This window comes from Nocardioides sp. CPCC 206348, from assembly GCF_048654705.1.
Lineage (GTDB): Bacteria > Actinomycetota > Actinomycetes > Propionibacteriales > Nocardioidaceae > Nocardioides.
In genome coordinates this window covers 17,663-41,406 of record NZ_JBMCZA010000202.1, presented here as the reverse complement: position 1 = coordinate 41,406, position 23,744 = coordinate 17,663, and the positions used below count along the sequence as shown (strand labels likewise).

At 69.7% G+C, this 23,744-nt stretch carries 21 protein-coding genes; 9 read left to right on the top strand and 12 right to left on the bottom strand.

Going from position 1 to position 23,744, the window contains the following annotated elements; all coding sequences use genetic code 11:
- Positions 1–163: 163 nt before the first annotated feature.
- The gene (locus ACOADB_RS19730) at positions 164–889 is read right to left on the bottom strand and encodes an ABC transporter ATP-binding protein (RefSeq protein WP_378602379.1); all 726 of its coding nucleotides are present in this window, start codon (positions 887–889) and stop codon (positions 164–166) included.
- Positions 890–947: 58 nt separating this feature from the next.
- Here ACOADB_RS19730 and ACOADB_RS19725 point away from each other — a divergent pair, with 58 nt between their 5' ends.
- Complete coding sequence (locus tag ACOADB_RS19725) at positions 948–2,213, top strand: tetratricopeptide repeat protein (protein ID WP_378602376.1); 1,266 nt, start codon at positions 948–950, stop codon at positions 2,211–2,213.
- On the opposite strand, the gene ACOADB_RS19720 is transcribed toward ACOADB_RS19725, so the two are convergent.
- On the bottom strand, positions 2,202–7,127 hold the full coding sequence (locus ACOADB_RS19720) for an NAD-glutamate dehydrogenase (protein ID WP_378602373.1): 4,926 nt from the start codon (positions 7,125–7,127) through the stop codon (positions 2,202–2,204). The genes ACOADB_RS19725 and ACOADB_RS19720 overlap by 12 nt on opposite strands.
- 124 nt (positions 7,128–7,251) lie before the next feature.
- Between ACOADB_RS19720 and ACOADB_RS19715 the strand changes: the two genes are divergently transcribed.
- Both ACOADB_RS19715 and ACOADB_RS19710 read left to right on the top strand, forming a co-directional pair.
- The gene (locus tag ACOADB_RS19715) at positions 7,252–7,734 is read left to right on the top strand and encodes a DUF2505 domain-containing protein (RefSeq protein WP_378602370.1); all 483 of its coding nucleotides are present in this window, start codon (positions 7,252–7,254) and stop codon (positions 7,732–7,734) included.
- Between the two features lies 1 nt (position 7,735).
- A complete protein-coding gene (locus ACOADB_RS19710; protein ID WP_378602367.1) occupies positions 7,736–8,218 on the top strand; it encodes a DUF2505 domain-containing protein in 483 nt (160 codons plus the stop codon).
- Here ACOADB_RS19710 and ACOADB_RS19705 read toward each other — a convergent pair.
- A complete protein-coding gene (locus ACOADB_RS19705) occupies positions 8,208–8,381 on the bottom strand; it encodes a hypothetical protein (protein WP_378602364.1) in 174 nt (57 codons plus the stop codon). The genes ACOADB_RS19710 and ACOADB_RS19705 overlap by 11 nt on opposite strands.
- Positions 8,382–8,384: 3 nt before the next feature.
- Positions 8,385–9,845 carry a wax ester/triacylglycerol synthase family O-acyltransferase gene (locus ACOADB_RS19700; protein ID WP_378602361.1) on the bottom strand — a complete coding sequence of 487 codons (1,461 nt, stop codon included), beginning with the start codon at positions 9,843–9,845 and terminating at the stop codon, positions 8,385–8,387.
- A 161-nt stretch (positions 9,846–10,006) separates the two neighbouring features.
- Here ACOADB_RS19700 and ACOADB_RS19695 point away from each other — a divergent pair, with 161 nt between their 5' ends.
- Together ACOADB_RS19695 and ACOADB_RS19690 are read left to right on the top strand one after the other, a co-directional pair.
- Entirely contained in the window at positions 10,007–10,366 is a 360-nt protein-coding gene (locus tag ACOADB_RS19695) for a hypothetical protein (RefSeq protein ID WP_378602358.1), read from the top strand.
- Positions 10,363–11,697, top strand: a complete 1,335-nt coding sequence (locus ACOADB_RS19690; protein ID WP_378602355.1) for a hypothetical protein — start codon at positions 10,363–10,365, stop codon at positions 11,695–11,697. Before ACOADB_RS19695 ends, ACOADB_RS19690 begins: the two co-directional genes overlap by 4 nt.
- A 167-nt stretch (positions 11,698–11,864) precedes the next feature.
- Here the strand turns inward: ACOADB_RS19690 and rodA are convergent, their stop codons facing one another.
- The 8 genes from rodA to ACOADB_RS19650 form a co-directional block, all read right to left on the bottom strand.
- Positions 11,865–13,103 carry a rod shape-determining protein RodA gene (gene rodA, locus ACOADB_RS19685; RefSeq protein ID WP_378602352.1) on the bottom strand — a complete coding sequence of 413 codons (1,239 nt, stop codon included), beginning with the start codon at positions 13,101–13,103 and terminating at the stop codon, positions 11,865–11,867.
- Between the two features lie 2 nt (positions 13,104–13,105).
- A complete protein-coding gene (gene mrdA, locus ACOADB_RS19680) occupies positions 13,106–15,235 on the bottom strand; it encodes a penicillin-binding protein 2 (protein ID WP_378602349.1) in 2,130 nt (709 codons plus the stop codon).
- Positions 15,235–15,825 (bottom strand): rod shape-determining protein MreD, encoded by a 591-nt coding sequence (gene mreD, locus ACOADB_RS19675; protein WP_378602346.1) that lies wholly within the window; start codon positions 15,823–15,825, stop codon positions 15,235–15,237. The genes mrdA and mreD overlap by 1 nt, the downstream gene beginning before the upstream one ends.
- A complete protein-coding gene (mreC, locus tag ACOADB_RS19670; protein ID WP_378602343.1) occupies positions 15,822–16,793 on the bottom strand; it encodes a rod shape-determining protein MreC in 972 nt (323 codons plus the stop codon). Before mreC ends, mreD begins: the two co-directional genes overlap by 4 nt.
- Positions 16,793–17,824 (bottom strand): rod shape-determining protein, encoded by a 1,032-nt coding sequence (locus tag ACOADB_RS19665; RefSeq protein WP_378602340.1) that lies wholly within the window; start codon positions 17,822–17,824, stop codon positions 16,793–16,795. The genes mreC and ACOADB_RS19665 overlap by 1 nt, the downstream gene beginning before the upstream one ends.
- A gap of 213 nt (positions 17,825–18,037) precedes the next feature.
- Entirely contained in the window at positions 18,038–18,445 is a 408-nt protein-coding gene (gene ndk / locus ACOADB_RS19660) for a nucleoside-diphosphate kinase (RefSeq protein WP_378602337.1), read from the bottom strand.
- 43 nt (positions 18,446–18,488) lie between these two features.
- Entirely contained in the window at positions 18,489–19,340 is an 852-nt protein-coding gene (locus ACOADB_RS19655) for an oxygenase MpaB family protein (protein WP_378602334.1), read from the bottom strand.
- 4 nt (positions 19,341–19,344) lie between these two features.
- Positions 19,345–20,103, bottom strand: a complete 759-nt coding sequence (locus tag ACOADB_RS19650) for a MerR family transcriptional regulator (RefSeq protein ID WP_378602331.1) — start codon at positions 20,101–20,103, stop codon at positions 19,345–19,347.
- A 138-nt stretch (positions 20,104–20,241) separates the two neighbouring features.
- Between ACOADB_RS19650 and ACOADB_RS19645 the strand changes: the two genes are divergently transcribed.
- The 4 genes from ACOADB_RS19645 to ACOADB_RS19630 form a co-directional block, all read left to right on the top strand.
- Positions 20,242–21,051 (top strand): MlaE family ABC transporter permease, encoded by an 810-nt coding sequence (locus ACOADB_RS19645; RefSeq protein ID WP_378602328.1) that lies wholly within the window; start codon positions 20,242–20,244, stop codon positions 21,049–21,051.
- A complete protein-coding gene (locus ACOADB_RS19640) occupies positions 21,048–21,896 on the top strand; it encodes an MlaE family ABC transporter permease (protein WP_378602325.1) in 849 nt (282 codons plus the stop codon). Before ACOADB_RS19645 ends, ACOADB_RS19640 begins: the two co-directional genes overlap by 4 nt.
- A 4-nt stretch (positions 21,897–21,900) precedes the next feature.
- Positions 21,901–22,998, top strand: a complete 1,098-nt coding sequence (locus ACOADB_RS19635; protein ID WP_378602322.1) for an MCE family protein — start codon at positions 21,901–21,903, stop codon at positions 22,996–22,998.
- The coding region (locus ACOADB_RS19630; protein WP_378602319.1) for an MCE family protein at positions 22,998–23,744 on the top strand (747 nt) is incomplete at its 3' end. The genes ACOADB_RS19635 and ACOADB_RS19630, both read left to right, overlap by 1 nt.

Below are 23,744 nucleotides of genomic sequence, written 5' to 3'. Positions count from 1 at the left end.
ATCAGGTCGACCTTCGACTGGTCCTGGTTGGCGAAGAGCCCGCCGAAGAGGACCAGGAACATCAACGGGAAGAGGACCGTGTAGAACACCGAGGCACGGTCACGCAGGAACCCGCGCAGGATCGCCAGGGAGAGTGCCCAGAACGGTCCCCACGTCCGAGCCGTCATGCGCGGTACTCCCGGCCGGTGAGTGACAGGAAGACGTCTTCGAGGGTGCCCGGGGTGTCCAGCTCGCTGATCAGCACACCAGGTGTCTCGAACCGGAGGATCCGGCCGCGGTCCATCACCGCGACCCGGTCACAGAGCGCCTGGGCCTCGTCCATGTAGTGCGTCGTGAGGACGACGGTCCGGCCACTGTCGTTGATCGACGCGAGCAGGTCCCACAGGTTGCGCCGCGCCTGCGGATCCAGCGCCGCGGTCGGCTCGTCGAGGAACACCACTTCCGGGTCGTGCACCAGCGCGCACGCGATCGACAGGCGCTGTGCCTGGCCGCCCGAGAGGTCCTCCACCCGCGTGTCGACCTTCTCGGCGAGCCCCACGCGCTCGAGCCACTCGTCAGCGGGGCCGGCGCCGACGCCGTACAGACTGGCGAAGGTGCGGATCTGTTCGCGCGTCGTCAACCGTTCGAAGAACGACGACGCCTGCAACTGGACGCCGATCCGGGGCCGGAGCCCCGCATTGCGCGGCCAGACCGGCTCGTCGAGGACGTGGACCTCCCCACCGTCGGGACGCCGCAGCCCCTCGATCATCTCGAGCAACGTCGTCTTGCCTGCGCCGTTCGGACCGAGGACACCGACGAACTCGCCGTCGTGGACCTCGAGGGAGACACCGTCGACGGCGATCAGGTCGCCGTAGGTCTTGGTCAGGTTCCGAGCACTGATCGCTGCCATCGCGCACGACTCTAGAACGATCCACCAACAGCGACGCCAACCGATACGGTCACGACCCATGGACGACGCCAACCCGAACCCTGACGACGAGAGCGACGCCGTACTGCTCGCGTTCGGCGACGGCGACCGGCTGGGAGCCATGGAGCGTGCGCGGACCTGGCTCGCGACCCACCCCGATGACAGCCGGATGTGGACCAACGTGGCGGCGTTCCACTTCGACGAGGGCCGAGACGCAGAGGGCCTCACCGCGATCCGGCGCGCCGTCACCATCGACCCGGACGACCTGGACGCGTGGTTCCTGTACGCGATCGCCCCCACGCCCCCCGACGGTGACGACGAGGAACGGTTGCTGGCCGCGCGACAGATGATCCGCTTGGCACCTGCAGTCTCCGAGGGCTACTACATCGAGTGCCGGTTGCTGAGGGCGCGCGGCGACCTCAATGCGGCCCTCGACGTCCTGGAGCTGATGCACCGCAACGTTCCCGGTCCCGACTCACCGCTACCTGGCCTCGATGCGCCGCCAATACGCTCGGCCCACCTGCTGCCCGGCGTCATCGTCCGGTCCTACGCGAGCCTCACGGAGAGCGACTGGCCCGACGTCCGGATCGCGGCCCTGACCTGGAGCCAACTCGATCCCGGTTCCGCCCGAGCATGGTTCCACCGCGGACTGGCCGAGTTCAGGGAGTACCACTACGACCGCGCGGTTCCCCTGCTCCGCAGGGTGACCGAGATCGATCCGACCCATCTGGAGGGCTGGATCACGCTTTCCTACGCCATCAGGAACAGCAGCGGCAGCGTGGCGGAGCAACAGGAGGCGGCGCACCGGGCGCTCGCCCTCGACCCCGACGACCCCCACGCACGCAAGGCCGTCACGGCGGGACCCGCGCCCACGTTCGACCCCGACGTGCGCGACCACTTGCCGTCCTTCGTGGCCGCCTTCGCCACCCTGGCCTGCCTGCTCGGCTGGTTCGTCGCCCACCAGGGCGGTCTGGGGACCGCGCGGCCACCATCCCGTCCGGGACAACCCTGGGCAGGCCTCCTGCTCACGCTGCCGGTACTGGCCCTGGTCGTCACCGGCTTCCTCGCGGTCCTGGGCGGTGGAAGGACGATCCTGCGAGCCGTGGGCCGCACCACGTGCTCCGTGTACTGCCTGTCGGTCGTGGTCACGCTGCTCTCCGGCTGGCTCCTGCTGGCGCCGCGGGACGTGATGCAGCACGGCGCGAACATCGCCTACCCGGCGCTGTGGGTCCTGGCAGCACCGCTGGTGCTGGGCACCCTCCTGGGCTGGCGATTCCTCGCCGCCGGGCGCATCTCAGGCCAGTAGCCCGCGCACCACCCGCAGGCCGACCGAGACCTTGGCGATGTCGCTCGGCTCGTCCGTGCAGACCGCGGTCAGGGCTGCGACCGCCCGCTCGATGACGCCGCCCGTCTCGGCCTCCCACGCCGCGACCCTGCGGTCGGCGGCCTCGTGCGGGTCGGCGGACTCGTCGTCGACCGTCTCTGCGGTCGCGGCGAGCACCTTCCCGGTGAGCTGGGCGTGGACGGCGTGCAGGTCGTCGCGCAGGGCGGCCCGGGCCATGGTCTGCCACTGGTCGGCGCGCGGCAGGTCGACGATCCGCTGCTGCAGTGCCGACACCCCGAGCCGCTCCCCGAGGACGAAGTGCACCCGGGCCACGTCGGCCGGGTCCAGTCCGTCGCGGACGGCGATCTCGACGACGTTGAGCAACGCATACGCGACGTCGTACGACGCCACGCGGGCCGCGAGCTCGGCGGGGACCTGCTGCGTCTCCAGCGAACGACGTCGCGCCTCGTAGGCAGCCAGCTCGGCGCCGGTCAGCAGGTGCGGCAGCTCGAGCATCGTGGCCTGGACCGGCTCAGCGAACAGTTCGACGGTCGCCTGGCTGTCCAGCGGCGGACGCCGGTTGGTGAGCAGCCAGCGCGAAGCGCGCTCGACGAGCGTGCGCATCTCCACCCGCATCCGGGTCTGGACGGACGCGTCGAGCACGTTGTCGAACTCCTCGAGCTCCTTGCGCAGCGGCAGCGATCCGTAGATCTCGCGCGCGACGAAGTTGGCCCGCGTCAGCTCGGCGGCACTCGCGCCCGTCTCCCCGGCCAGCCGCGGCCAGTAGGTCATGCCGGCGCCGTTCACGAGGTCGTTGACCACCTGGGTCACGATGATCTCCCGCCGCAGCGGGTGTGCCCCGACCTGCTCGCGGAAGCCCTTCTGCACCGGCTCGGGGAAGTAGGACTCGAGGTCCACGGTGAGGTACGGGTCCTCGGGGAGGTCGGAAGCGAGCAGCTCCTCGGCCAGCACGATCTTCGTGTAGGCCATCAGCACGCACAGCTCCGGCTGGGTAAGCACACCACCGGCCTCCAGGCGCCGCTTCACCTCGCGGGTCGTCGGCAAGGCCTCCAGGTCACGGTCGAGCAGGCCCTCGGTCTCGAGGTGGTGCATCCACTGCTCGTGCACGTGCAACAACGAGGGCGCGTTGCGGGCCGCATTGGCGAGCGCGAGGTTCTGGTCGTAGTTGTCGCGCAGCACGAGGTCGGCGACCTCGTCGGTCATCGACGCGAGCAGCTCGTTGCGCTGCTTGCCCGTGAGGTCGCCCTCGAGCACGATCCGGTCGAGCAGGATCTTCAGGTTCACCTCACGGTCGGAGGTGTCGACCCCGGCCGAGTTGTCGATGAAGTCCGTGTTGATCCGGCCCCCGTCGACGGCGTACTCGATCCGGCCGCGCTGGGTGCAGCCCAGGTTGCCGCCCTCCCCCACGCACCGCACGCGCAGCTGGCCACCGTCGACACGGATCGCGTCGTTGGCCTTGTCGCCCGCGTCGGCGTTGGTCTCGGTCGACGCCTTGACGTAGGTGCCGATGCCGCCGTTCCAGAGCAGGTCGACGGGAGCGAGCAGGATCGCCCGCATCAGCTCGGCCGGCGTCATCTTCTCGACGTGACCGGCGATCCCGAGGGCCGCGCGGATGTGGTTGCTGATCGGGATCGACTTGGCGGTTCGCGGGAAGACCCCGCCGCCCTCGGAGATCAGGGACTTGTCGTAGTCCTGCCAGCTCGACCGCGGCAGGGCGAAGAGCCGCTGGCGCTCGACGAACGACGTCGCGGCGTCGGGCTCCGGGTCGATGAAGATGTCGCGGTGGTCGAACGCGGCCACCAGCCGGATGTGTTCGGAGCAGAGCATGCCGTTGCCGAACACGTCGCCGGACATGTCGCCCACGCCGACGACGGTGATGTCCTCGGTCTGGCAGTCGACGCCCATCTCGCGGAAGTGGCGTCGTACGGACACCCACGCACCCTTGGCGGTGATGCCCATCGCCTTGTGGTCGTAGCCGACCGAACCACCGCTGGCGAACGCGTCGCCGAGCCAGAAGCCGTACTCCTTCGAGACGCCGTTGGCGATGTCGGAGAACGTGGCGGTTCCCTTGTCGGCCGCGACGACGAGGTAGGAGTCATCCGCGTCGTGGCGCACCACCCGCGGCGGCGGCACGGTCTCGCCGCCCACGAGGTTGTCGGTGAGGTCGAGCAGGCCGCGGATGAAGGTCTTGTAGCAGGCCACGCCCTCGGCCAGCCACGCTTCGCGATCGCTCGAGTCGGGCAGCTGCTTGGCGTAGAAGCCGCCCTTCGCGCCGACCGGCACGATCACGGTGTTCTTGACCATCTGCGCCTTGACCAGGCCGAGCACCTCGGTGCGGAAGTCGTCGCGTCGGTCGGACCAGCGCAGGCCACCACGGGCCACCGCACCGAACCGCAGGTGCACGCCCTCGACGCGCGGCGAGTACACGAAGATCTCGAACTTCGGCCGCGGCGACGGCAGGTCGGGAATGGCCGACGGCTCGAGCTTCAGCGAGAGGTAGGGCTTCGGCGTCAGGCTCGGCGTGGCCGAGCCGGGGTCGCCGGCGGACTGGAAGTAGTTCGTGCGCAACGTGGCCAGGATGTGCGTCAGGTAGGAGCGCAGGATCCGGTCGTGGTCCAGGCTGACCACCTCGTCCAGGGCGGTGCGGATCTTCGTCACGAGGTCCGCTTCCCGGTCGGCACGGCCGTCCTCGGCGCCCGGATCGAACCGGGTCTCGAAGAGCAGCACCAGCAGCCGGGCCAGGTCGACGTTGTCGACGAGCGCCTGCTCGATGGAGTCGATGGCAAACGGGCTGTTGCCCTGCTTCATGTACTTCGCATAGGCGCGCAGCAACATCGCCTGGCGCCACGACAGCCGGGCCCGGAGCACGAGACGGTTGAACCCGTCGGTCTCCGTGTAGCCGTCCCACATCGCACGGAGTGCGTCGGCGAACAGCTCGCGGGCGTGGTCGGGCAGCGCGCCGGCGTAGCGCAGGCCGAAGTCGTAGACGTGCGTACGACGGTCCAGGCCGCCCAGGGCGTAGGGCCGCTCGTCGACGACCTCCACCCCCATCGAGGACAGCATGGGCAGCACGCCGCTCAGCGACAGCGGTTCCCCGACGCGGAACACCTTCAGGCGGGCTTCACCCTCGTCCGCGTCGACATCGGCGTACAGCGACTGGTCGATGCCGCTCTCACCGGCGATGCCCTCGACGCGACCGAGGTCGACGGCGGCGGTGCGGGGGTTGAAGTCCTCCTTGTACGCCTCGGGGAAGGCGTCGACGTACCGACGACCCAGCAGGCCGCCGGTCTCCTCGCCGTACTCGGCAATGACGGCCTGGAGGAAGTCCTCCTGCCACGAGCGCGATGCCTCGACCAGCCGGCGCTCGAGGTCGACCGTGTCGATGTCGTCGGGAATCAGCTCGCCCTTGGGGAGGTGCACCACGAAGTGCACGCGCGCCGTCGTCGACTCGTTGATGCTGACGTTGAACTCGACGTTCTCCGGACCGATCCTGCCCTTGCCGATCTGGTCGATGAGGATCTTCACGAACTTCTGCCGGACGCCGGTGTTGTAGCGATCGCGCGGGAGGTAGACCAGCACGGACAGGTAGCGCGCGTAGGTGTCGCGCCGGATGAACAGGCGTACGGCGCGGCGCTCGCGGGCCTGGCTGGCGGCCTCGACGATCGGCGTCAGCTCGTCGACCGGGGTGTGGAACAGCTCGTCGCGCGGATAGGTCTCGAGCGTGTCGAGCAGGGCGGAGCCGTCGTGGCTGCGCGCGTCCTGGCCGCTGCGGCGCAACACCTCGGCCGCCTTCTCCCGCAGCAGCGGGATCCGCAGCAGGGACTCGGTGTAGGCGGCGCTGGACAGCAGTCCGAGGAAGCGCCGCTCGCCGACGACCTCGCCGTCGGCACCGAAGGTCTTGACGCTGACGTAGTCGAGGTACGCCGGCCGGTGGACCGTCGAGCGGGAGTTGGCCTTGGCCAGCACCAGCAGGGTCTTCTCGCGGGCCTTGGCCTTGACGGCGTCGGGCAACCGGCCGAAGGCAACGGACTCGTCCCCTGCCTCGGCCTTCTCGCGCAGGATCCCGAGTCCGGTGCCGGGCACGGGACGCAACACGTCCTCCTCGCCCTCCCCGCTCTCGGCAGGCGCCTTGGCCAGGACGTACTCGCGATACCCGAGGAACGTGAAGTGCTCGTCGGCCAGCCAGGACAACAGCTCTGCGGTCTGCCGGACCTCCTCCGGATCGACCGGCGGAGCCTCCTCGGCGAGGCCCTCGACGATTCCGGCGACCTGGGCCTGCATCTTCGGCCAGTCCTCGACGGAGGCCTGCACGTCGAGGAGCACCCGGCGGCACCCCTCGGCGACCTTCTCGTCCTCGCCCCCGCCGCCGAGGCGGCCGATCTCGACGTGCATCCACGACTCGCGGGTCGCGCCCTCGGGCGGAGTCACCGAGCCCGGGACCACGGCCTCGGCGGAGAGCAGGTGTCCCGCCTCGTCACGGCGTACGTCGAAGGTCGGGTGCACCACGGCACGGATGTCGCGCAGGTGCTGGCCGAGCTCCATGGTCAGCGAGTCGACGAGGAACGGCATGTCGTCGAACACGACCTCGACGACCGAGTGCCCGGCCGCCGACCAGCCGTGCTCGGCGACCGTCGGCGTGAAGACCCGCACCTTCGGCGTACCGGGCGTGCGCTCGAGGGCGAGATGGTGGTGGGAGGCGAACGCGCCGTAGATGTCGACGTCGCTGCGCGACGCCAGCTCCTCGGTGTCGACGTGCCGGTAGTAGGCCGGAAGCAGCACCGGCAGCGCATCGCGGGGTGGACCCCCGCCGCCCTTCGGTGGTCCGGCTGCAGCGGCAGCCTGCTCGAAAATGCGGTCTCGGTCTGCCCCGGTCACGGAAGCCTTCAGCGTCGTCATTGACACCCTCTCAACGTAGGCCGTCGAACGTGACCTCGACAACATGCGGCGCGACCCGCCAGTAACCAGCAGCGGTAGCGATGAGGTGCGCCATGATGACGCCATGAAGTTCCATCGTGAACTCGCCTATCAGGCGGGATCGGACGAGGTGTTCGCGATGCTCGCGGACCCGGCGTTCCGGGAGAAGGTCGCTGCCGCGCAGCAGGTCGTGTCCATCGAGGTGACCAGTACGCCCCAGGGCGACGGGGTCAGCATCCTCATCGACCAGGTGCAGAACACGGCAGGCCTGCCGGCCATCGCCAAGAAGATCGCCGGCGAGACCAGCCACGCCCTCGTGCGCGAGGAGTGGGCCAGCCCCACCTCGGGCACCTACTCGATCGAGACGCCCGGCAAGCCCACCAAGGCTGTCGGCACCGTGGCCCTCGTCGAGGACGGCGGCACCACCCGGCACGTGTTCGACCTCGAGGTGACCGTGAAGGTCCCCGTGATCGGCGGCAAGCTGGAGAAGCTCATGACCGACAACATCGACGCAGGCATGACCCTGGAGCACTCCGTGGGCGTGGCCTGGCTGAAGGGAAACCGCTGACATGGCGACACGACTGCTCCACACGATGGTCTACGACGCGCCCGCCGACGCCGTCGCAGCGATGCTGTCCGACGCCTCCTTCCGCGAGGAGGTGTGCACCAACCAGCGCGCGACCGCGTTCAACGTCAAGGTCGACGGCGACGTCACCAGCAAGGACGTCCGGATCGAGATGACCCAGCCGACCGACCGGGTCCCGTCCTTCGCGAAGAAGATCGTGGGCGCCGAGACCACCATCCTCCAGACCGAGAAGTGGTCGAGCCCCACGCACGGTGACGTCCACATCACGATCCCGGGCAAGCCCGGCGAGATGCGCGGCACCGCCACCCTCGTCGAGGTCGACGGCGTCACCACCGAGACCGTCGACCTCCAGGTCACGGTGAAGATTCCCCTCGTCGGCGGCAAGGTCGAGGAGCTGATCGCCAAGCTCATCGGCAGCGCCCTGCGGGCCGAGGAGCGGACCGGAAAGGCCTGGCTCAGCCGGTAGTCCGGTCCGCGGCCTCGTCTCGCCTCTCCTCGGCGCGTTCAGCGCGCCGGCGGAAGGCGATGACGATCCCGAGCACCACGAACGGACCGAAGGCGAGCACGATCGTCAACGCCTGCTCCAACGGGTGCAGCGTCCCGAGGTGCTGCGCAACCATGGCACTCACCGGTCAGTCCCGTCCCTTGGCGCCCGGCTTCGGGACCGCCCTGACGCCGCGGCGGCCGCGGGGTGCCCGCTGGCGGGTCGGCGACGACAGGTCGAGCAGCTCGTCGAGCGCCTCGCGGATGCAGACGCCGAGCAGGTCGACGTCGGGGATCCAGTCCCGGTCCGCCGTCAGTCCGTAGTAGACCCCGCCGTCGTACGACGTCACGCCGATGGCGAGCGGGTGGCCGGCCACCAGCGGCGGCACCGGGTAGCTGGCCAGCATCCGGGCGCCGGCGGCGAACAGCGGGGCCTGCGGGCCGGGCACGTTGGTCACCGACAGCTGGTAGCCGCGACGCAGCTCTGTCGCAGCGACGCGGGAGCCGATGGCGTGGAAGGTCGTCGGTGCGAATCCGGCGATGCCGGCCAGCCGGTTGGCGGCGACGCTGCGTCCGGTGTCCTTGTGGCCCTGGAAGGAGTACGAGACCTGGTGCAGGCGGACGACGGGGCTCTGCTCTCCGATGGGGAGGTCCACGAAGTGGGCAGCGATCTGGCTGCCCAGCGACGTGGCCTCGAGCTCCTCGTCGATGACCGAGACCGGCACGACCGCGCGGATCTGGCGCATGCCACCGAGCGACTCTGCGCGGGTCATCAGCCACGAACGCAGCGCACCGGTGAGGGTCGCCAGGATGACGTCGTTGATCGTGCCGCCGTGGACCTCACGGATCCGCCGGTAGTCGGCGAAGCGGGTCTCGACGGTGACGATGCGCCGCTGCTGGGAGAGCGGCCCGTTGATGACACCGCGGTTCTTCGGGCGACGGCCGGTCGCGGCACCGAGGAACGCACGCGCCGGCGCCGAGCGCCGGTCAGCATTCCGGGCCACGGCGCGGGAGCCCGTCCGCACGGTGTCGAGCAGTGCCGACGCGTCGAACAGGTTGTCGCGCACGGCGCCGGCAAGCAGCGTGGCCGGCTTCGGCGCGCGCTTCGGCGACCAGTCGTCGGGCTCGAGCGCCCGGGCCTCGGGCTGGAGGTCGAGCAGCAGCTGGCCGAGGTCGACGGTGTGGACGCCGTCGACGAGGGCCTGGTGGGTCTTGGAGAGCAGCGCGACCCTGCCGCCCTCGAGCCCCTCGACGAAGTAGATCTCCCAGAGCGGACGCGTGCGGTCCAGCGGGCGCGACACGATCCGTGAGGCGAGCTCGAGCAGCTGCTCGGAGGTACCGGGGCGCGGCAGTGCCGAACGTCGTACGTGGAAGCCGAGATCGAAGCTCTCGTCGTCGACCCAGACCGGGTTCGCCAGGTGGCCGGGGATGCTCTGGAGACGCTGGCGATACCGCGGGACGAACGCGATCCGATCACGGATCAGGCGCACCAGCCGGGCATGGTCGAACGCGTCCTCGCCCTCGCCCGGATCGAAGATCTCGATCGTGACGTTGTGCAGCGGCGTCTCCGGCGTCTCCTCAGCGAGGAACGTCAGGTCGCGCGGTCGCACCCGATCCACCACGGTCGTATCTCCAGCCTCTGTGTGGACCCACCAGCGCTACGACGTCCGGCCCCATTCCGGACGCGTTGGGGTCACCGTGAGATTCTGACAGAGAACCCGGAGCAGGACCTCCACGGTCCACGATCGAGGCTCCATCACGAGGAGGATTCATGCAGCGGCTGCGAACCGCCGGCGCGGCCATCGCGACCATCGCCCTGCTTGCCGGCCTGACGGCCTGCGGTGAGGATGACAAGACGAACACCGACGAGGTCGTCGTCGTCGACATCACCCAGAAGGACGGCACCATCGAGCCCAGCGGTGACCGGGTCGACGTGGGTGCCGGCCAGCCGGTCGACCTGGTCGTCACCTCCGACGCCGCAGGCACCCTGCACGTGCACTCCGATCCCGAGCAGGAGTTCGCCTACCAGGCGGGCACCGAGACGTTCAAGATCCAGATCGACCGCCCAGGCGTCGTGGCCGTCGAGTCGCATGAACTGGACCAGGTCATCGTCCAGCTCGAAGTCCGTTGAACGGCGCACCCCAGGCGCACGGCATCGGCGGCCAGGCCGACCTGCCGATCTCGCTGGAGCTGGCCGTCTCCGGCGCGGTGGCCGCCCTCGTCGTCTCGTTCACCGTGCTCATCGTCGCCTGGCGGCGACCCCGGTACGACGAATCAGGCCGCATCGGACACCCCGCCCGTGCCGCGCTGCCGGTGCTCGACCAGGTCACCTCGTCGACGTACTTCCGGGTGGGCCTGCGGGTGCTCGGGCTCCTCATCGCGGCGTTCACCGTCGCCTGCGCCGTCGGCGGCCAGAACACCCTGACCAACCCGTTCTTCGGGATCGTCTACGTCTGGTGGTGGGTGGGCCTGGTCATCGCGTCCGCGCTGCTCGGCCCCGTGTGGCGGGCGATCAGCCCGGTACGGACGATCAACGCCGGCATCGCGAAGCTCGCCGGGAGCGACCCCGACGTCGGGCTGTTCACCTATCCCGAGCGCCTCGGCCACTGGCCGGCTGCGCTCGGCCTCTACGCCTTCGTGTGGATGGAACTGGCCTACCGCTATCCGACCGAGCTCGGCTCGGTGCGCCTGTGGTGTGCGCTGTACGTCGGCGTGATGCTCGTCGGCGGCGCGGTCTTCGGCAACCGCTTCTACGAGCGCGCCGACCCGTTCGAGGTCTACTCCTCGCTGATCGCCAAGCTGTCGCCGTGGGCCCGCGTGGACGATCGCCTGGTGCTGCGCAGTCCGCTGGCCAACCTGTCCACGATCGAGCCACGTCCCGGCCTCGTGGCCGTCGTGGCGGTGCTGTTCGGCAGCACGGCCTTCGACTCGTTCCGGGAGTCGTCCTTCTGGGTGCGGACCTACCAGGACGCGAGCGTCAGCAAGGTGCTGCTCGACAACGTCGCCCTGCTCGCCTTCTGCGTGACCGCCGGCGTGCTGTTCGCCGTCGCCTGCGCCCTGACGTCCTCAAAGGGCGACGTCGGCAGGCGCGACCTGCCCCGCCACTACGCCCACTCGATCGTGCCGATCATCCTCGGCTACATCCTCGCCCACTACCTGACGCTGTTCATCGACGTCGGCACGCAGACACTGGCACGGGCCAGCGACCCGTTCGGCAAGGGCTGGGACATCCTCGGCACGGCGAGCATCGAGCCGTCGTACTGGTTCTCCTACCACCCGTCCGTGCTCGCCAGCATCAAGGTGATCGCGGTCGTGATCGGCCATGTGGTGGCGGCGATCGCTGCCCATGACCGCGCGCTGACGCTGCTGCCGAAGCGCGATCAGGTCACCGGGCAGCTGCCGCTGTTGTTCGTGATGGTCGGCTTCACCGCCGGCGGGTTGTTCCTGCTGTTCAGCGCCTGAGCGCCACGGGCCTGGTGGTTGACCGCGAGGGTTCAGGGGCCCCGCCGATCCACCACTCGGGGTGTCTTGGTGCAAATCCGGCAGAAACCAGGTGAGCGGTGGATCCGCCGGGCCGGTCCACCCCGGCCACGGCCAGGTGCACAGCCGGCTCCTCCGTTGAGCGGCCGCTACGAGCGGACCAGCACCCGCTGCTGGGGCGCCATCCGCGACGCCGGTGCGGTCAGCGTCCGCAGGTGAATGTTCTGCAGCAGGCCGATGGCCAGCATGCCGGCGAACATCGACGAACCGCCGTACGAGACGAAGGGCAGCGGGACGCCGGTGACCGGCATGATCCCGAGGCACATCCCGATGTTCTGGAACGCCTGGAACCCGAACCAGCAGGCAATGCCTGCGGCGGCGATCCGACCGAACACGTCGTCGGTGCGAGCGGCGATCCGCAACGCGCGCCAGATCACGACACCGAGCAACGCGACGATCACGGCCGCGCCGACCAGGCCGAGCTCCTCGCCGGCGACGGTGAAGACGAAGTCGGTGTGCTGTTCGGGCACGAAGCCGGACTGGGTCTGCGAGCCCTCGAAGAGCCCCTGGCCGAACAGCCCGCCGTTGCCGACCGCGATCCGGGCCTGCTCGACGTTGTAGCCGGCGCCCTTGGGGTCGAGCTGGGGGTTGGTGAAGGCGAGGAAGCGGTCGACCTGGTACTCCTCGAGGAAGCCGCTCAGCACGGCGAACGCACCAGCGGCGAGTCCCCCACCGGCGAGGAGGGCGAGCCAGCGGCGGTGTGCGCCGGAGGCAGCGATCACTCCGAAGACCGTGGCGGTCAGCACGAGCATGGTGCCGAGGTCGGGCTGGGCGAGGATCAGGACGGCGGGCACGCCGGCGACCAGCAGCATCAGCAGGACGTCGACCGTGCCGACCCGGTCGCGCCAGCGACCTTCACTGCGCTCGGCGACGACCAGTGCCATCCCGACGACGACGGCCAGCTTGGCCAGCTCCGCGGGCTGCAGGGACATCCCGCCAATGATCAGCCACGAACGGGACCCGTTGATCGTCGAGCCCATCACCAGCACCAGCACCAGTCCACCGATGGCGACCAGGTAGCCGATCGGAGCGAGGATCCGCACCCAGCGATGGTCGGTCATCACCACCATCGCCATCAGGCCCAGGCCGATGCCGAGGTTGATGACCTGCTTGACCAGGAAGGCGCGGGTGTCGCCACCGGTCAGGTCGTCGCGTTCGAGGGTGGCCGACCAGATCAGCAGGCAGCCCAGGAGCGAGAGCAGGACGACGGCACCGAGCAGCACCTGGTCGATGTCGCCCCAGCGCAGGAAGGAAACCCGCCGTGAGGCGGTGGTGCGGTGCGGTCGACGTACGGCCGAGGCCCGCGTGGCCTGGATGCGGTTGCTCATCATCAGTCCTTTCGGGCCGGGGGAAGGATCGAGCCGTCCTCGGCGAAGGTCGGCAACGCGGTCGGCGGCGTGACGCCCGGGATCGCAGCCTTGTCGGGGTTCACCTTCTCGCCGTCGACGCCGTACAAGGCCTCCCAGATCGCACGGATGCCCTCACCCGTGGACCCGGACCCGGTACCGCCCTGGGTCATCATCATCACGACGACGTAGTCCTTGGTGTACGACGCCACCCAGCCGGTCGACTGCTTGCCGTACACCTCCGCGGAGCCCGTCTTGGCGCGGATCTTCACCTTGTCGATCGGGAAGCCACCGAGCTTCCAGGCCATCGTGCCGCCCGGCAGCGCCACGCTCTTGAGCGCGTCGTCGAGGTACTTCAGGACCTTCGCCGGGATCTTGAGCTTGCGGTCCTTCTTCGGGGCGATCTCGCGGATCACCTCGCCCTCGGGCGAGACGATCGCCTTGGCGACGCGGGGCTCCCACAGCGTGCCGCCGTTCGAGATCGCTGCGTAGCCGCGGGCCAGCTGGAGCGGCGTGACGATGGTGTCGCCCTGGCCGATCGCGAAGTTGGCCGCGTCGGGCAGGCGGTACTTCCAGCCCTCGACGCAGAACTCGCGGGAGAACTTGTAGACGAAGTCGGACGTCTTCTTGTCCTGCGGCTTGGCCGCGATCCCGCAGTAGTAGTCCTTCATCGACTTGTAGTAGGCGAGCTTCCACTTGCGGTCCGCCACCCGGCCCGAGGCCTCGCCCGGCAGGTCGATCCCCGTCTGCTCACCGAAGCCGAACGCCTCGGCCTCCTCGACGAGGGGATCCTTCGCGTTGACGTCGTCGGGGTCGGACCCGAACTTCTGCCAGAACTTCATGCCGACCTGGAAGAAGAAGGTGTTGCACGAGACCGCGATGGCCTGCGCGAACCCGATCGCGCCATAGGCGTGCGACTCGTGGTTGTGGAACGCACGGTTGCCGATCTGCACCGCCGAGGGGCAGCTGAGGACGGTGTCGCGGGAGTAGCCGTTGGTCAGCGCCCCGACCGTCATGAACGGCTTCCACGTCGAGCCGGGGGCGAACTGGCCCTGGAAGGCTCGCGACAGCAACGGGGTGCCCGCCGCCTCGGAGTACAGCCGCTCGAGCTGCTTGTCGGTGATGCCGCCCACCCAGACGCCCGGGTCGTACGTCGGCTGGCTGGCCATCGCGATGATCCGCCCGGTCTTCGCCTCCATCACGATCGCGGCGCCCGAGTCGGCCTCGAACTTCCGCTTCGTCACCGGGTCGGTCGTGGCGCGCTGCGTCTTGATCATCTTCGCAAGCTGCTCCTCGACGATGCCCTGCACCCGGGCATCGATCGTGGACACGAGGGTGTCACCCGGCTGCGCCTCGAGGTCGGAGACGTCCTGTCGGACGCGACCCTTCGAGTCGACCGCGACCTGCTGGTAGCCCGGCTGCCCGCGCAGCCACTCGTCGTACTCCTTCTCGACGCCGGCACGGCCCACGACCGAGGCACCGTTGACCGAGCTGTCGCCGGAGTCCTCGGCGTCGTCCAGCTCCTCCTTGGTGATCGGGCTGACATAGCCGAGCAGGTGCGCCGCATTGATGCCGTACGGCGACGGGTACTGCCGCACGCTCTGCCGGTCGACGACGACGCCCGGGAAGTCCTCGGGTTGCTCCAGGATCCGCAGCGCGGCGGCTTCCTTCACGTCGAGCGCGACGGGCACTGCCTGGAAGGGCGACCCGTTCCAGCACTCGCCGGCGTTCGAACCGCTCTGGCCGCAGAGCAACAACTTGCCCTCGATGGCCTTCACGGGCATCCCGATCGCCTTGCCGGTGCGGCGCAACAGCTCGGTGCGGTCGGCCTCGGACATCCTGCCGAGAAGGGTCCGGTCCAGCGAGACCACCCAGGTGAGGCGGTTGGTGACGAGCGGACGGCCCATCGCGTCGACGACGAGGCCGCGCTGGGGCTGGACGACGATCTCGCGCACCGACTGCGAGGCGGCCTGGCCCTGGTACTGCTCCCCCGAGATGACCTGGAGGTAGTAGAGCCGCGCGCCGAGCGTCGCGAGCAACGAGAAGACGAGGGTCTGGATGACGATCAGCCGGAGCCGACTGCGATGCGAGGCGCCGCCCGGGGTTGCAGCCATCAGGCGCGCGCCCACTGGGTCTGGGCGGCGCGATCGGCGCTGAGACGGCGCAGCAGCCACCAGACGGCGGGGACGACCACGAGCGCAGCGACGACGTCGAGCAGCAGGGCGACCAGCGCGACGGGCAGCAGGTCACCGACACCGGCACCGGCGTCGTTGAGGAACACGCCGCTGAGCGCGAAGACGGACGTCCCGACGAAGGAGGCGCCGGCAGCGGCCGCGAGCACCAGGCTCAGCGGCGGGCGTCGTACGCCGTCGGGCTCGAACCGGGCCACCTCGGCGGTGTTGTCGTGGGCGAGCCGGCCGATGACGTAGCCGACGACGGTCAGGGCCAGTGCCCAGCGGCCCGCGAGGTGGTCGGCCGGGGGCGCGATGTCGAGCACCAGCCCGGCGAAGAACCCGGTCAGGGTGGCGTAGCGGGTGTCGGTCGCCAGCGCGGTGGCGACCACGACGAGCAGCACGAGGTCCGGTACGACCCCCAGGCCGCCGACGCGCCAGGCGAAGTGCGGCAGGACGGTCACCTGGAGCATCAGCGCGGCGACGACGGCGACGATCACGGCGAGAAGACGGCCGGCGGAGTTGGTCCTCATGGAGTCAGGCTCCCGTCTGCCTCGATGACGCGGCCGGGTGTGCCCGAGGGCACCACCACGCCGACCAGGTCGAGGGCGGTGAAGTCGACGTTCGGCGCGATCACCGAGCGGTAGGAGGTCTCGCGGAGCGATTCGTAGACCTTGGTCACCTTGCCGATCGGCACGCCGGCGACGTACGGCGAGCCGCCCTCGCTCCCCCACGTGACGATCTGCTGGCCGACCTTCGGGACGACGTTGCGGTCGGCGAGCTCCATCTCGAGGCGGTCGTCCTCACCGAGGGTGCCGTGTCCGTTGACGAAGCCGAGCTCCTTGTTGTCACCGATCCGGCCACCGACGGCCGATGAGCTGTCCACGATCAGGAGCACGGTGGCGGTGTGGCTGGTCACCGAGGTGATCCGGCCGACGAGGCCCTGCGCCGCGACGACGGTCAGGTCGGGACGCAGTCCGGCGTCCGAGCCCGCGTCGAGGGTGACGGTGCTGGAGAACGACTGGGCGGCGCCGATCGCGATCACGCGCGCCGGCACCAGGGCGTAGCCGAGGTCACCGGCCACGGCACGGAGTCCTTCGAGGTCCTGCAACCGCTGGTCGTCGTACCCGGCCTTGCCGAGCTGGTTGCGCAGCGCCGCGTTCTCGGCCTCGAGCGCAGCGACGTCGTCGCGCAACGAGCCGTTGTCGCGGAAGGCCCCGGGAACGCCGGCGACGGGCCGGACGACCGTGGCGACACCGGCCTGGACCGGTCCGATCACCTCGCCGACGACGCGGCGGACCGGCGCGATCGGCGAGTCGTCGCCGCCCGCCTTGTCCACCACCATCAGGGCGGCGCAGGCGAGCACCAGCGCCACGACCAGCGAGCGGGAGGGTCGACCTCGGTCGTCCCCGTCCCGTGCCGGGGTACGACGACCACTGCTGCCCTGCAAAGGGGTGGGCGCAGGGGTGGGCGAACGCACCGGGCGGGTGTCGAGGGTCATCAGAATCGCCGGGGGTTGGTGACGAGCACCTGCTGGAGGGCTTCGAACTCCTCGACACAGCGACCCGCACCCATCGCGACCGACACCAGCGGGTCGTCGGCGACGTGGACGGGCATGCCGGTCTCGTGGCGGATCCGCTCGTCGAGGCCGCGGAGCAACGCTCCCCCGCCGGTGAGCACGATGCCGCGGTCCATGATGTCGCCGGCGAGCTCGGGCGGGGTCTGGTCCAGGGTGACGCGCACGGCGTCGACGATCGAGTGCAGCGGCTCCTCGAGGGCCTGGCGGATCTCGGCGCTGGAGACGACCACCGTGCGCGGCAGGCCGGAGACCATGTCACGGCCCCGCACCTCCCCCTCCGGCTCGCCCGGCCGCGGGAACGCGTTGCCGAGGGTTATCTTGACGTCCTCGGCGGTGCGCTCGCCGAGCATGACGCCGTGCTCCTTCTTCATCCACGCGATGATCGCGGCGTCGAGGTCGTCGCCGGCGGTGCGGATGGACAGCGACGTGACGATGCCACCCAGGGAGATCACGGCGACCTCGGTGGTGCCGCCGCCGACGTCGACGATCATGTTGCCGGTGGCCTCGTGGACGGGCAGCCCGGCGCCGATCGCGGCGGCCATCGGCTCCTCGACGACGTAGACCCGGCGGGCGCCGGCCTGGTAGCCGGCCTCCTTGACGGCACGCTGCTCGACGGGCGTGATCGAGCTCGGCACGCAGATGACCATCCGCGGCTTGGCGAAGTAGCGGCGACGGTGCACGCGCGCGATGAAGTGGCGCAGCATCTGCTCGGTCGCCTCGAAGTCGGCGATGACGCCGTCGCGCAGCGGTCGCAGGGCGGTGATGTTGTCGGGGGTGCGGCCCAGCATCTGCTTGGCCTGGTGTCCCACGGCGATCACTTCGCCGGTGGTGTCGTTGAGCGCGACCACGCTGGGTTCGTCGAGCAGGATGCCGCGGCGCCGGACATAGACGAGCGTGTTCGCGGTACCGAGATCCACGGCCATGTCCCGACCGATGATGGAGTTCGCCCTCACGATTCCTCGCAACGTCGCCGGACCAGCCGAAATCGACCAGTCCGCTCGCGCGCATTAGGGGAAGCCGGCCGAAACCGGGGCGGCCACCGGGCGCACGGTCCGACGGTCTCCGCTTGTGAGAGTAGGTAAGCGGAGGCCGATCAGGGCGGAGGCACGCCGGTGCGGCGCGCCTCAGGAGTCACATCCGTCACACGGGACGGGCGGTTCCTGCGCCTACAGCGCCGGGAACCAGAGAGCGATCTCGCGCTCGGCCGACTCGGGCGAGTCCGAGCCGTGCACGAGGTTCTCGCGGTTGGAGAGCGACAGGTCGCCGCGAATGGTGCCGGGCGCGGCCTTGCGGCCGTCGGTGGCGCCGTTCAGCGCACGCACGACCTCGATCGCCTCGTCGCCCTCGAGGACCAGCGCCACGAGCGGGCCGCTGGTCACGAAGTCGCGCAGCGGCGGGTAGAAGTCCCGCTCGACGTGCTCGGCGTAGTGGGCGTCGGCCTGTGCGGCGTCGATGTGGCGCTGCTCGAGGGCCACGATGGTGAGGCCCTTGGCCTCGAACCGGGCGAGCACGTTGCCGACCAGGCCACGGCGGACCGCGTCGGGCTTGAGGAGGACGAGAGTGCGTTGGGTCACGGCAGTGACCCTAGTAGGTGTGGTCCGACTGCGACGCCCTGCCTCAGATGACGCGGCCGCCCTTGCGCATGCGCCGACGCATGTCGCGCAGGATCAGGTGGGCGTGGAGGTGGCGCAGGCGCCGGGGAATCAGCCGGTACAACCGGGGAAAGACCTTCCAGAACAGGTCGTAGCGACGCTGCTCCTTCGCCGACCACGTGAGCCCGAGGACCTCCCGGGTCCGGGGGTCAAGGTTGCCACGGGTCATCAGGGCCTGCAGCGGGAGAACGAGCTTGCTGAACAGCGGCGCGTCCTCGGTGGAGAGCAGGCGCCGGGCGTAGTCCTGCACCGACGGCACGCTCTCCAGACCGGCGATCGTCGTGTCCCAGTAGACCTGGAAGTCGGCCCGCGTCGGCGGCCACTGCTCGTCCTTGACCTGGAGGGCGGTGCCGTAGATCCACGACGCGCGGTAGTACCCGTCGCGCATCTCCTCCGGCATCGGACCGAACAGCTTCTCGTAGATGAACTCGCCCTGCTGGTACAGCGTCGCCGCGACCCACAGCTGCAGGTCGGGGTCGAAGGCGCTGTAGCGTCCCGCGGCCCGCACCGGCCCGTGGGCCTTGTTGACCATGCGCGCGATCGCCTGCTGCTCCTCGGGAGTGCCGAGCGTCATCGCATAGACATAGGTGAGCGTGGTGCGCAGCCGGTCGACCGGCCGCTCCAGGGTCGTGCTGTGCTCGGCGACACCGAGCCCGACCCCGGGAACGGCGAGCTGGTACATCACGGCAGACCCTGCCGCCAGCAGCATTCCCTGCTCCGAGGCGATCGAGGCGTACGCCGACGGGCCGGTGTACGGCGAGCGGGTGCCGGCGGGCTGGGTGTCGGCGGGCTGGGTCTCGTGGGGCTGGGCGGTCATCGGGTCACCTCCGGTGGAGCGATCGGGCGATCACGTCGTTGGCGGAACGGCGGAAGGCGCTCACGATCGCGTCGAGGGTGAGCTGGCGCAGGCGCGCGAGCGTGCCCTCGAGCTGGGCTGCTTCGTCGCGTGAGTGGTTCTGCTCGCGCCGCCACGGCTCGATCACCTCGTCGCGGAGGATCCCGGTCAGATCGACGGCGAGGGCCGACATGTGGTGCGAGATCGCCTCACCCGCGAGACGCATGCCGCTGACGGGGATGTCGAGGTCGAGGAGTGCGACGGCCACGTCGAAGCCGTGGACGGGCGTGAACCGTTCCCCACCTTCACTCCCGGACCGGTGCACCATGCCCAGTTCCTCGATGAGTGCGATCTCGTCGTCACTCAATCGCCGACCGGCGTGCTGGTCGAGCTGTCGGCGAGTGAACTCCTGAGGCGCACCGACGGTCCAGGACGTCAGCATCGCGCGCTGCACGGCGAGGTCCTCGACACCGGCGTCCTCCGGCAGGGAGGAGAGGAATCCCTCGACGGCCTGGAGCGTGAAGCCGTGCCCCTGGAGCGCCCGGATCATCTCGAGGCGCGCGAGGTGGGTGTCGTCGTACCAGGCCATCCGGCCGCGGCGGGCCGGCGGCGGCAACAGGCCCAGGCTCGCGTAGTAGCGCGTCGTCCGCACCGTCAGGCCGGCAGCGGTGGCGAGTTCGTCGATGGTGCGCAGCCCCTGCCCATCGGGGTCCCGATCCGGATCAACCACGGAGGCAGCGCTCATAACTGTCACAGTACAACTGTCATTTCAGTCTGGCAACGTCGGGCTTGACGCGGAACGCGGTCCAGTGGACAGTATCGAGTGTCACAGTAGAACTGTCATTCTGCGCGCGGCCACACCATCGAGAGCAAGGGGGAATCCATGTCGGCAACCAGCCCGGGCAAGGTGCTCCCCGCATTGCGCAAGCCACTTGTCGAGCTGGTCGCCATGCTGGCCTTCGCCCGCAAGATGTTCACCTCGACGGCCAACGCCATCACCGGTCGGCGCTTCCCGGTCGCAGAGACCGTCGTCCAGACCTGGTACACCATCCGCGTCTGCACCTTGCCGGCCCTGGCCGTCTCGGTGCCGTTCGGCATCATCCTCGCCCTGCAGGTCGGCGTCCTGGCGCAGGAAGTCGGCGCGGTCTCCTTCACCGGCGCCGGCAACACCCTCGCCGTCGTGCGTCAGGCCTCACCGTTGATCACGGCCCTGATGCTCTCCGGCGTGGCCGGTTCGGCCATCTGCGCCGACCTCGGCTCGCGCCGGATCCGCGAGGAGCTCGACGCCATGGAAGTCATGGGGCTCCCGGTTATCGAACGCCTGGTGGTGCCCCGGCTCTTCGCGACGATCGCCGTGGCCGTCCTGCTCAACGGCGTGGTCATGTTCTTCACCATCATCACCACGCTCTCGGTCAGCGTCGTGATCCAGGACCTTCCCCCCGGGAGCTACCTGGCCTCGGTGACGACGCTGGCACAGCTGTCGGACCTGTACCTCTCCCTCGCCAAGGCGGCGATCTTCGCCGTGATCTGCGCCGTCGTGTCGTCGTACAAGGGGCTCAACGCCGACCGCGGGCCGACCGGTGTCGGCGAGGCCGTCACGAGCGCGGTCGTCACCAACTTCGTGCTGCTGTTCGCTGCCAACTTCGTGATCTCGCAGGTGCACAGCACGTTCGCCGGAGGACCGATCGGATGAGCAACCGCATGAATGTCCCCTCGCCTGCCGAGGCCGTCGACCAGGCCGTCGTCGGGCCGCTCGCCGGGATCGGCCTGCAACTGGTGATGGCCTGGCGCGCAGTCGCCGGACTGCCGCTCGCCCTGACTCGCTACCGGGGCGAGGTCTCCCGCGTGCTCGCCGAGGTGACCCTCGGGTCGGGCATCTTCCTGGTCGGCGGCGGAGTCGTCGGCGTCGTACTCCTCCTGTCGACCCTGACCGGCACCGAGGTCGGGCTCGAGGGCTACCAGGGTCTCGACGTGATCGGGCTGGCCCCGCTGACCGGGTTCATCTCGGGCTACGCGAACACCCGCGAGCTCGCTCCCATGGTGGCTTCGCTCGGCTTCGCGGCCCGCATCGGCTGCGGCTTCACCTCCCGCATCGGCGCCATGCGGATCAGCGAGGAGATCGACGCCCTCGAGGCAATGGCCATCCGGCCGATCCCCTACCTGATCAGCACCCGCCTCATCGCCGCATGGGTCATCGTCCTGCCCCTCTTCCTCATCGGCCTGGTCGGCACCTATGTCGCCACCGACTTCATGGTCACGACGTTCTACAACCAGTCCGCCGGCACGTACGACCACTACTTCCGCACGTTCGTCGCACCGATCGACGTCTTCTACTCCGCCATCAAGGTGGTCGTCCTGACCACGGTGGTGACCCTCATCCACTGCTACCACGGCTTCACTGCGAGCGGTGGCCCCGAGGGCGTCGGTCGGGCCACCGGCCGCGCCATCCGGGCCAGCATCATCTCCCTGACCATCGTCGACATCCTGCTGACGCTCCTGCTGTGGGGCGCCGACCAGCAGGTCCAGATCTCAGGGTGAACCGATGAGCGAATTCCTCTATCCCCACGCCCAGGTCTCGCCGCGGACCCTGCGTCTGCGACTGGCAGGAGTCGGCCTGGTCGGGGGCCTGATGCTCGGCCTGCTCGGCGGGTTCCTCGCCCTTCAGGCAGTCGGCGTGCTGAGCAGCGACGTCCGGGTGCGGGTGCTGCTGCCCACGGTGGGCGACACCCTTGGCATCAACTCCGACGTGAAGTACAACGGGCTGCGGGTGGGCCGCGTCGTGTCGGTCGACCCGGCCGGCCCCGAGGCGCAGGTGCTCGTCGCACCCCAGCACGCCCAGCTCATCCCGGCCGCCGTCACTGCACGGGTGCTGCCGGGAACCCTCTTCGGAAACGAGTACGTCGACCTGGTGGCCGCCTCCGGAACCGACCCGGCCCCGACCGCGGCGGCCGCGACGCACCTGAGCGACGGCGACGTCGTCCGCGCCGACGAGTCGACAACCACCGTGCGCCTGATGGACACGTTCTCGGCAACCCAGCGGCTGCTGGCCTCCGTCGATCCAGCCCAGTGGGACCTCGCCCTGACCCAGCTCGCCGACGCCCTCGACGGCCGCGGCACCGAGCTCGCCACGATGATTCGTGACAGCGACGCGTTCCTCGGCCGCTGGGAGGAGCTGCAACCCCAGGTCCAGCGCGATCTCGACCTGCTCACCGACGACTCCGACCTGATGGCCGACATCGAGCCGCAGCTGATCTCGGCGCTGCGCGACACCCGGCCGCTCGCGAAGACACTGGTCGAGGAGCAGCAGGGCACCACCACGTTGTTGCGTGGCCTGTCGACCCTGCTGGCAGGCGACGAAGGCGTCACCTCGTTCCTGCGGGCCCATGGCGCCGACACCGCTCGCCTGCTCAACGCCACCGCAGCGAACCTCGAGGTCTTCGCCCAGCGCTACCCCGCCTTCGCCCAGCTCCTGCAGAAGGTCCCGGCGCTGCTGCGCAACGGCGCCAAGGCGGTCCAGGGCGGAAGGATCCAGATGGAGGGCGCGCTCACCATCGAGATGCTCAACCCCTACGACGCGACCGATCCCGCCGACTGCCCGACCTATCGAGGCCTCAGGGGCAAGTGCGGGGGTGCGCGCTGATGGGCAGGCAACTGAGCGAGCTGCGCCGCCACAAGGGCGCGGTGGCAGGGGTCGCCGTGTTCACCCTGGTGGCCGTCGTGCTGACAGCGATGGTGTCCGGCACCCTGTCGCGCGCCCAGCGTGGCGACGCGATCACCGTGACCGCGGTCTTCCGCGACGCCACCGGGCTGCGGGCCGGCGACGACGTCCGGGTGTCGGGCGTGCGGGTCGGGCGGGTCACCGAGACGCGCGTCGGAACGGGCAAGGAGCGAGGTCTCGCGGTGGTCACGATGAATGTGGCCGCGGACCAGGTCCTCCACGAAGACATCACGGCCTCCATCGACTACCTCAACCTGATGGGTCAGCGCTACGTCGACCTCACCCGTGCCGACCGCACCGCCGACGCTGCGCGACTCGCCGACGGCGACCGGATCCCGCTGGAGCGGACCCGCCCGGCGCTCGACCTGACCGCGATGTTCAACGCGTTCGAGCCGATCTTCGAGCTGCTGCAGCCGGGCGACCTCAACCAGCTCGCGACGAACATCGTCCAGGTGCTGCAGGGCCAGGGGCCCACGATCGAGCACCTCCTCGAGCAGACCGCCGACCTCACCTCGGGCCTCGTCGACCGCGAGGACACCCTCGCCCGCGTCGTCGACAACGTCACCCTCGTGCTGCAGACCACCAACGACCACCGCACCGAGCTCTCCGAGCTCGTCCACGGACTCGACTCACTGACGAGCGGGCTCGCCTCCGACCGTGATCGCATC

Bases quoted from the DNA above. Each gene is read 5' to 3' on its own strand.
- ACOADB_RS19730 (WP_378602379.1), bottom strand. From the start codon at position 889: ATGGCAGCGATCAGTGCTCGGAACCTGACCAAGACCTACGGCGACCTG.
- ACOADB_RS19725 (WP_378602376.1), top strand. From the start codon at position 948: ATGGACGACGCCAACCCGAACCCTGACGACGAGAGCGACGCCGTACTG.
- ACOADB_RS19715 (WP_378602370.1), top strand. From the start codon at position 7,252: ATGAAGTTCCATCGTGAACTCGCCTATCAGGCGGGATCGGACGAGGTG.
- ACOADB_RS19710 (WP_378602367.1), top strand. From the start codon at position 7,736: ATGGCGACACGACTGCTCCACACGATGGTCTACGACGCGCCCGCCGAC.
- ACOADB_RS19695 (WP_378602358.1), top strand. From the start codon at position 10,007: ATGCAGCGGCTGCGAACCGCCGGCGCGGCCATCGCGACCATCGCCCTG.
- rodA (WP_378602352.1), bottom strand. From the start codon at position 13,103: ATGAGCAACCGCATCCAGGCCACGCGGGCCTCGGCCGTACGTCGACCG.
- mrdA (WP_378602349.1), bottom strand. From the start codon at position 15,235: ATGGCTGCAACCCCGGGCGGCGCCTCGCATCGCAGTCGGCTCCGGCTG.
- mreD (WP_378602346.1), bottom strand. From the start codon at position 15,825: ATGAGGACCAACTCCGCCGGCCGTCTTCTCGCCGTGATCGTCGCCGTC.
- mreC (WP_378602343.1), bottom strand. From the start codon at position 16,793: ATGACCCTCGACACCCGCCCGGTGCGTTCGCCCACCCCTGCGCCCACC.
- ACOADB_RS19655 (WP_378602334.1), bottom strand. From the start codon at position 19,340: ATGACCGCCCAGCCCCACGAGACCCAGCCCGCCGACACCCAGCCCGCC.
- ACOADB_RS19650 (WP_378602331.1), bottom strand. From the start codon at position 20,103: ATGAGCGCTGCCTCCGTGGTTGATCCGGATCGGGACCCCGATGGGCAG.
- ACOADB_RS19645 (WP_378602328.1), top strand. From the start codon at position 20,242: ATGTCGGCAACCAGCCCGGGCAAGGTGCTCCCCGCATTGCGCAAGCCA.
- ACOADB_RS19640 (WP_378602325.1), top strand. From the start codon at position 21,048: ATGAGCAACCGCATGAATGTCCCCTCGCCTGCCGAGGCCGTCGACCAG.
- ACOADB_RS19635 (WP_378602322.1), top strand. From the start codon at position 21,901: ATGAGCGAATTCCTCTATCCCCACGCCCAGGTCTCGCCGCGGACCCTG.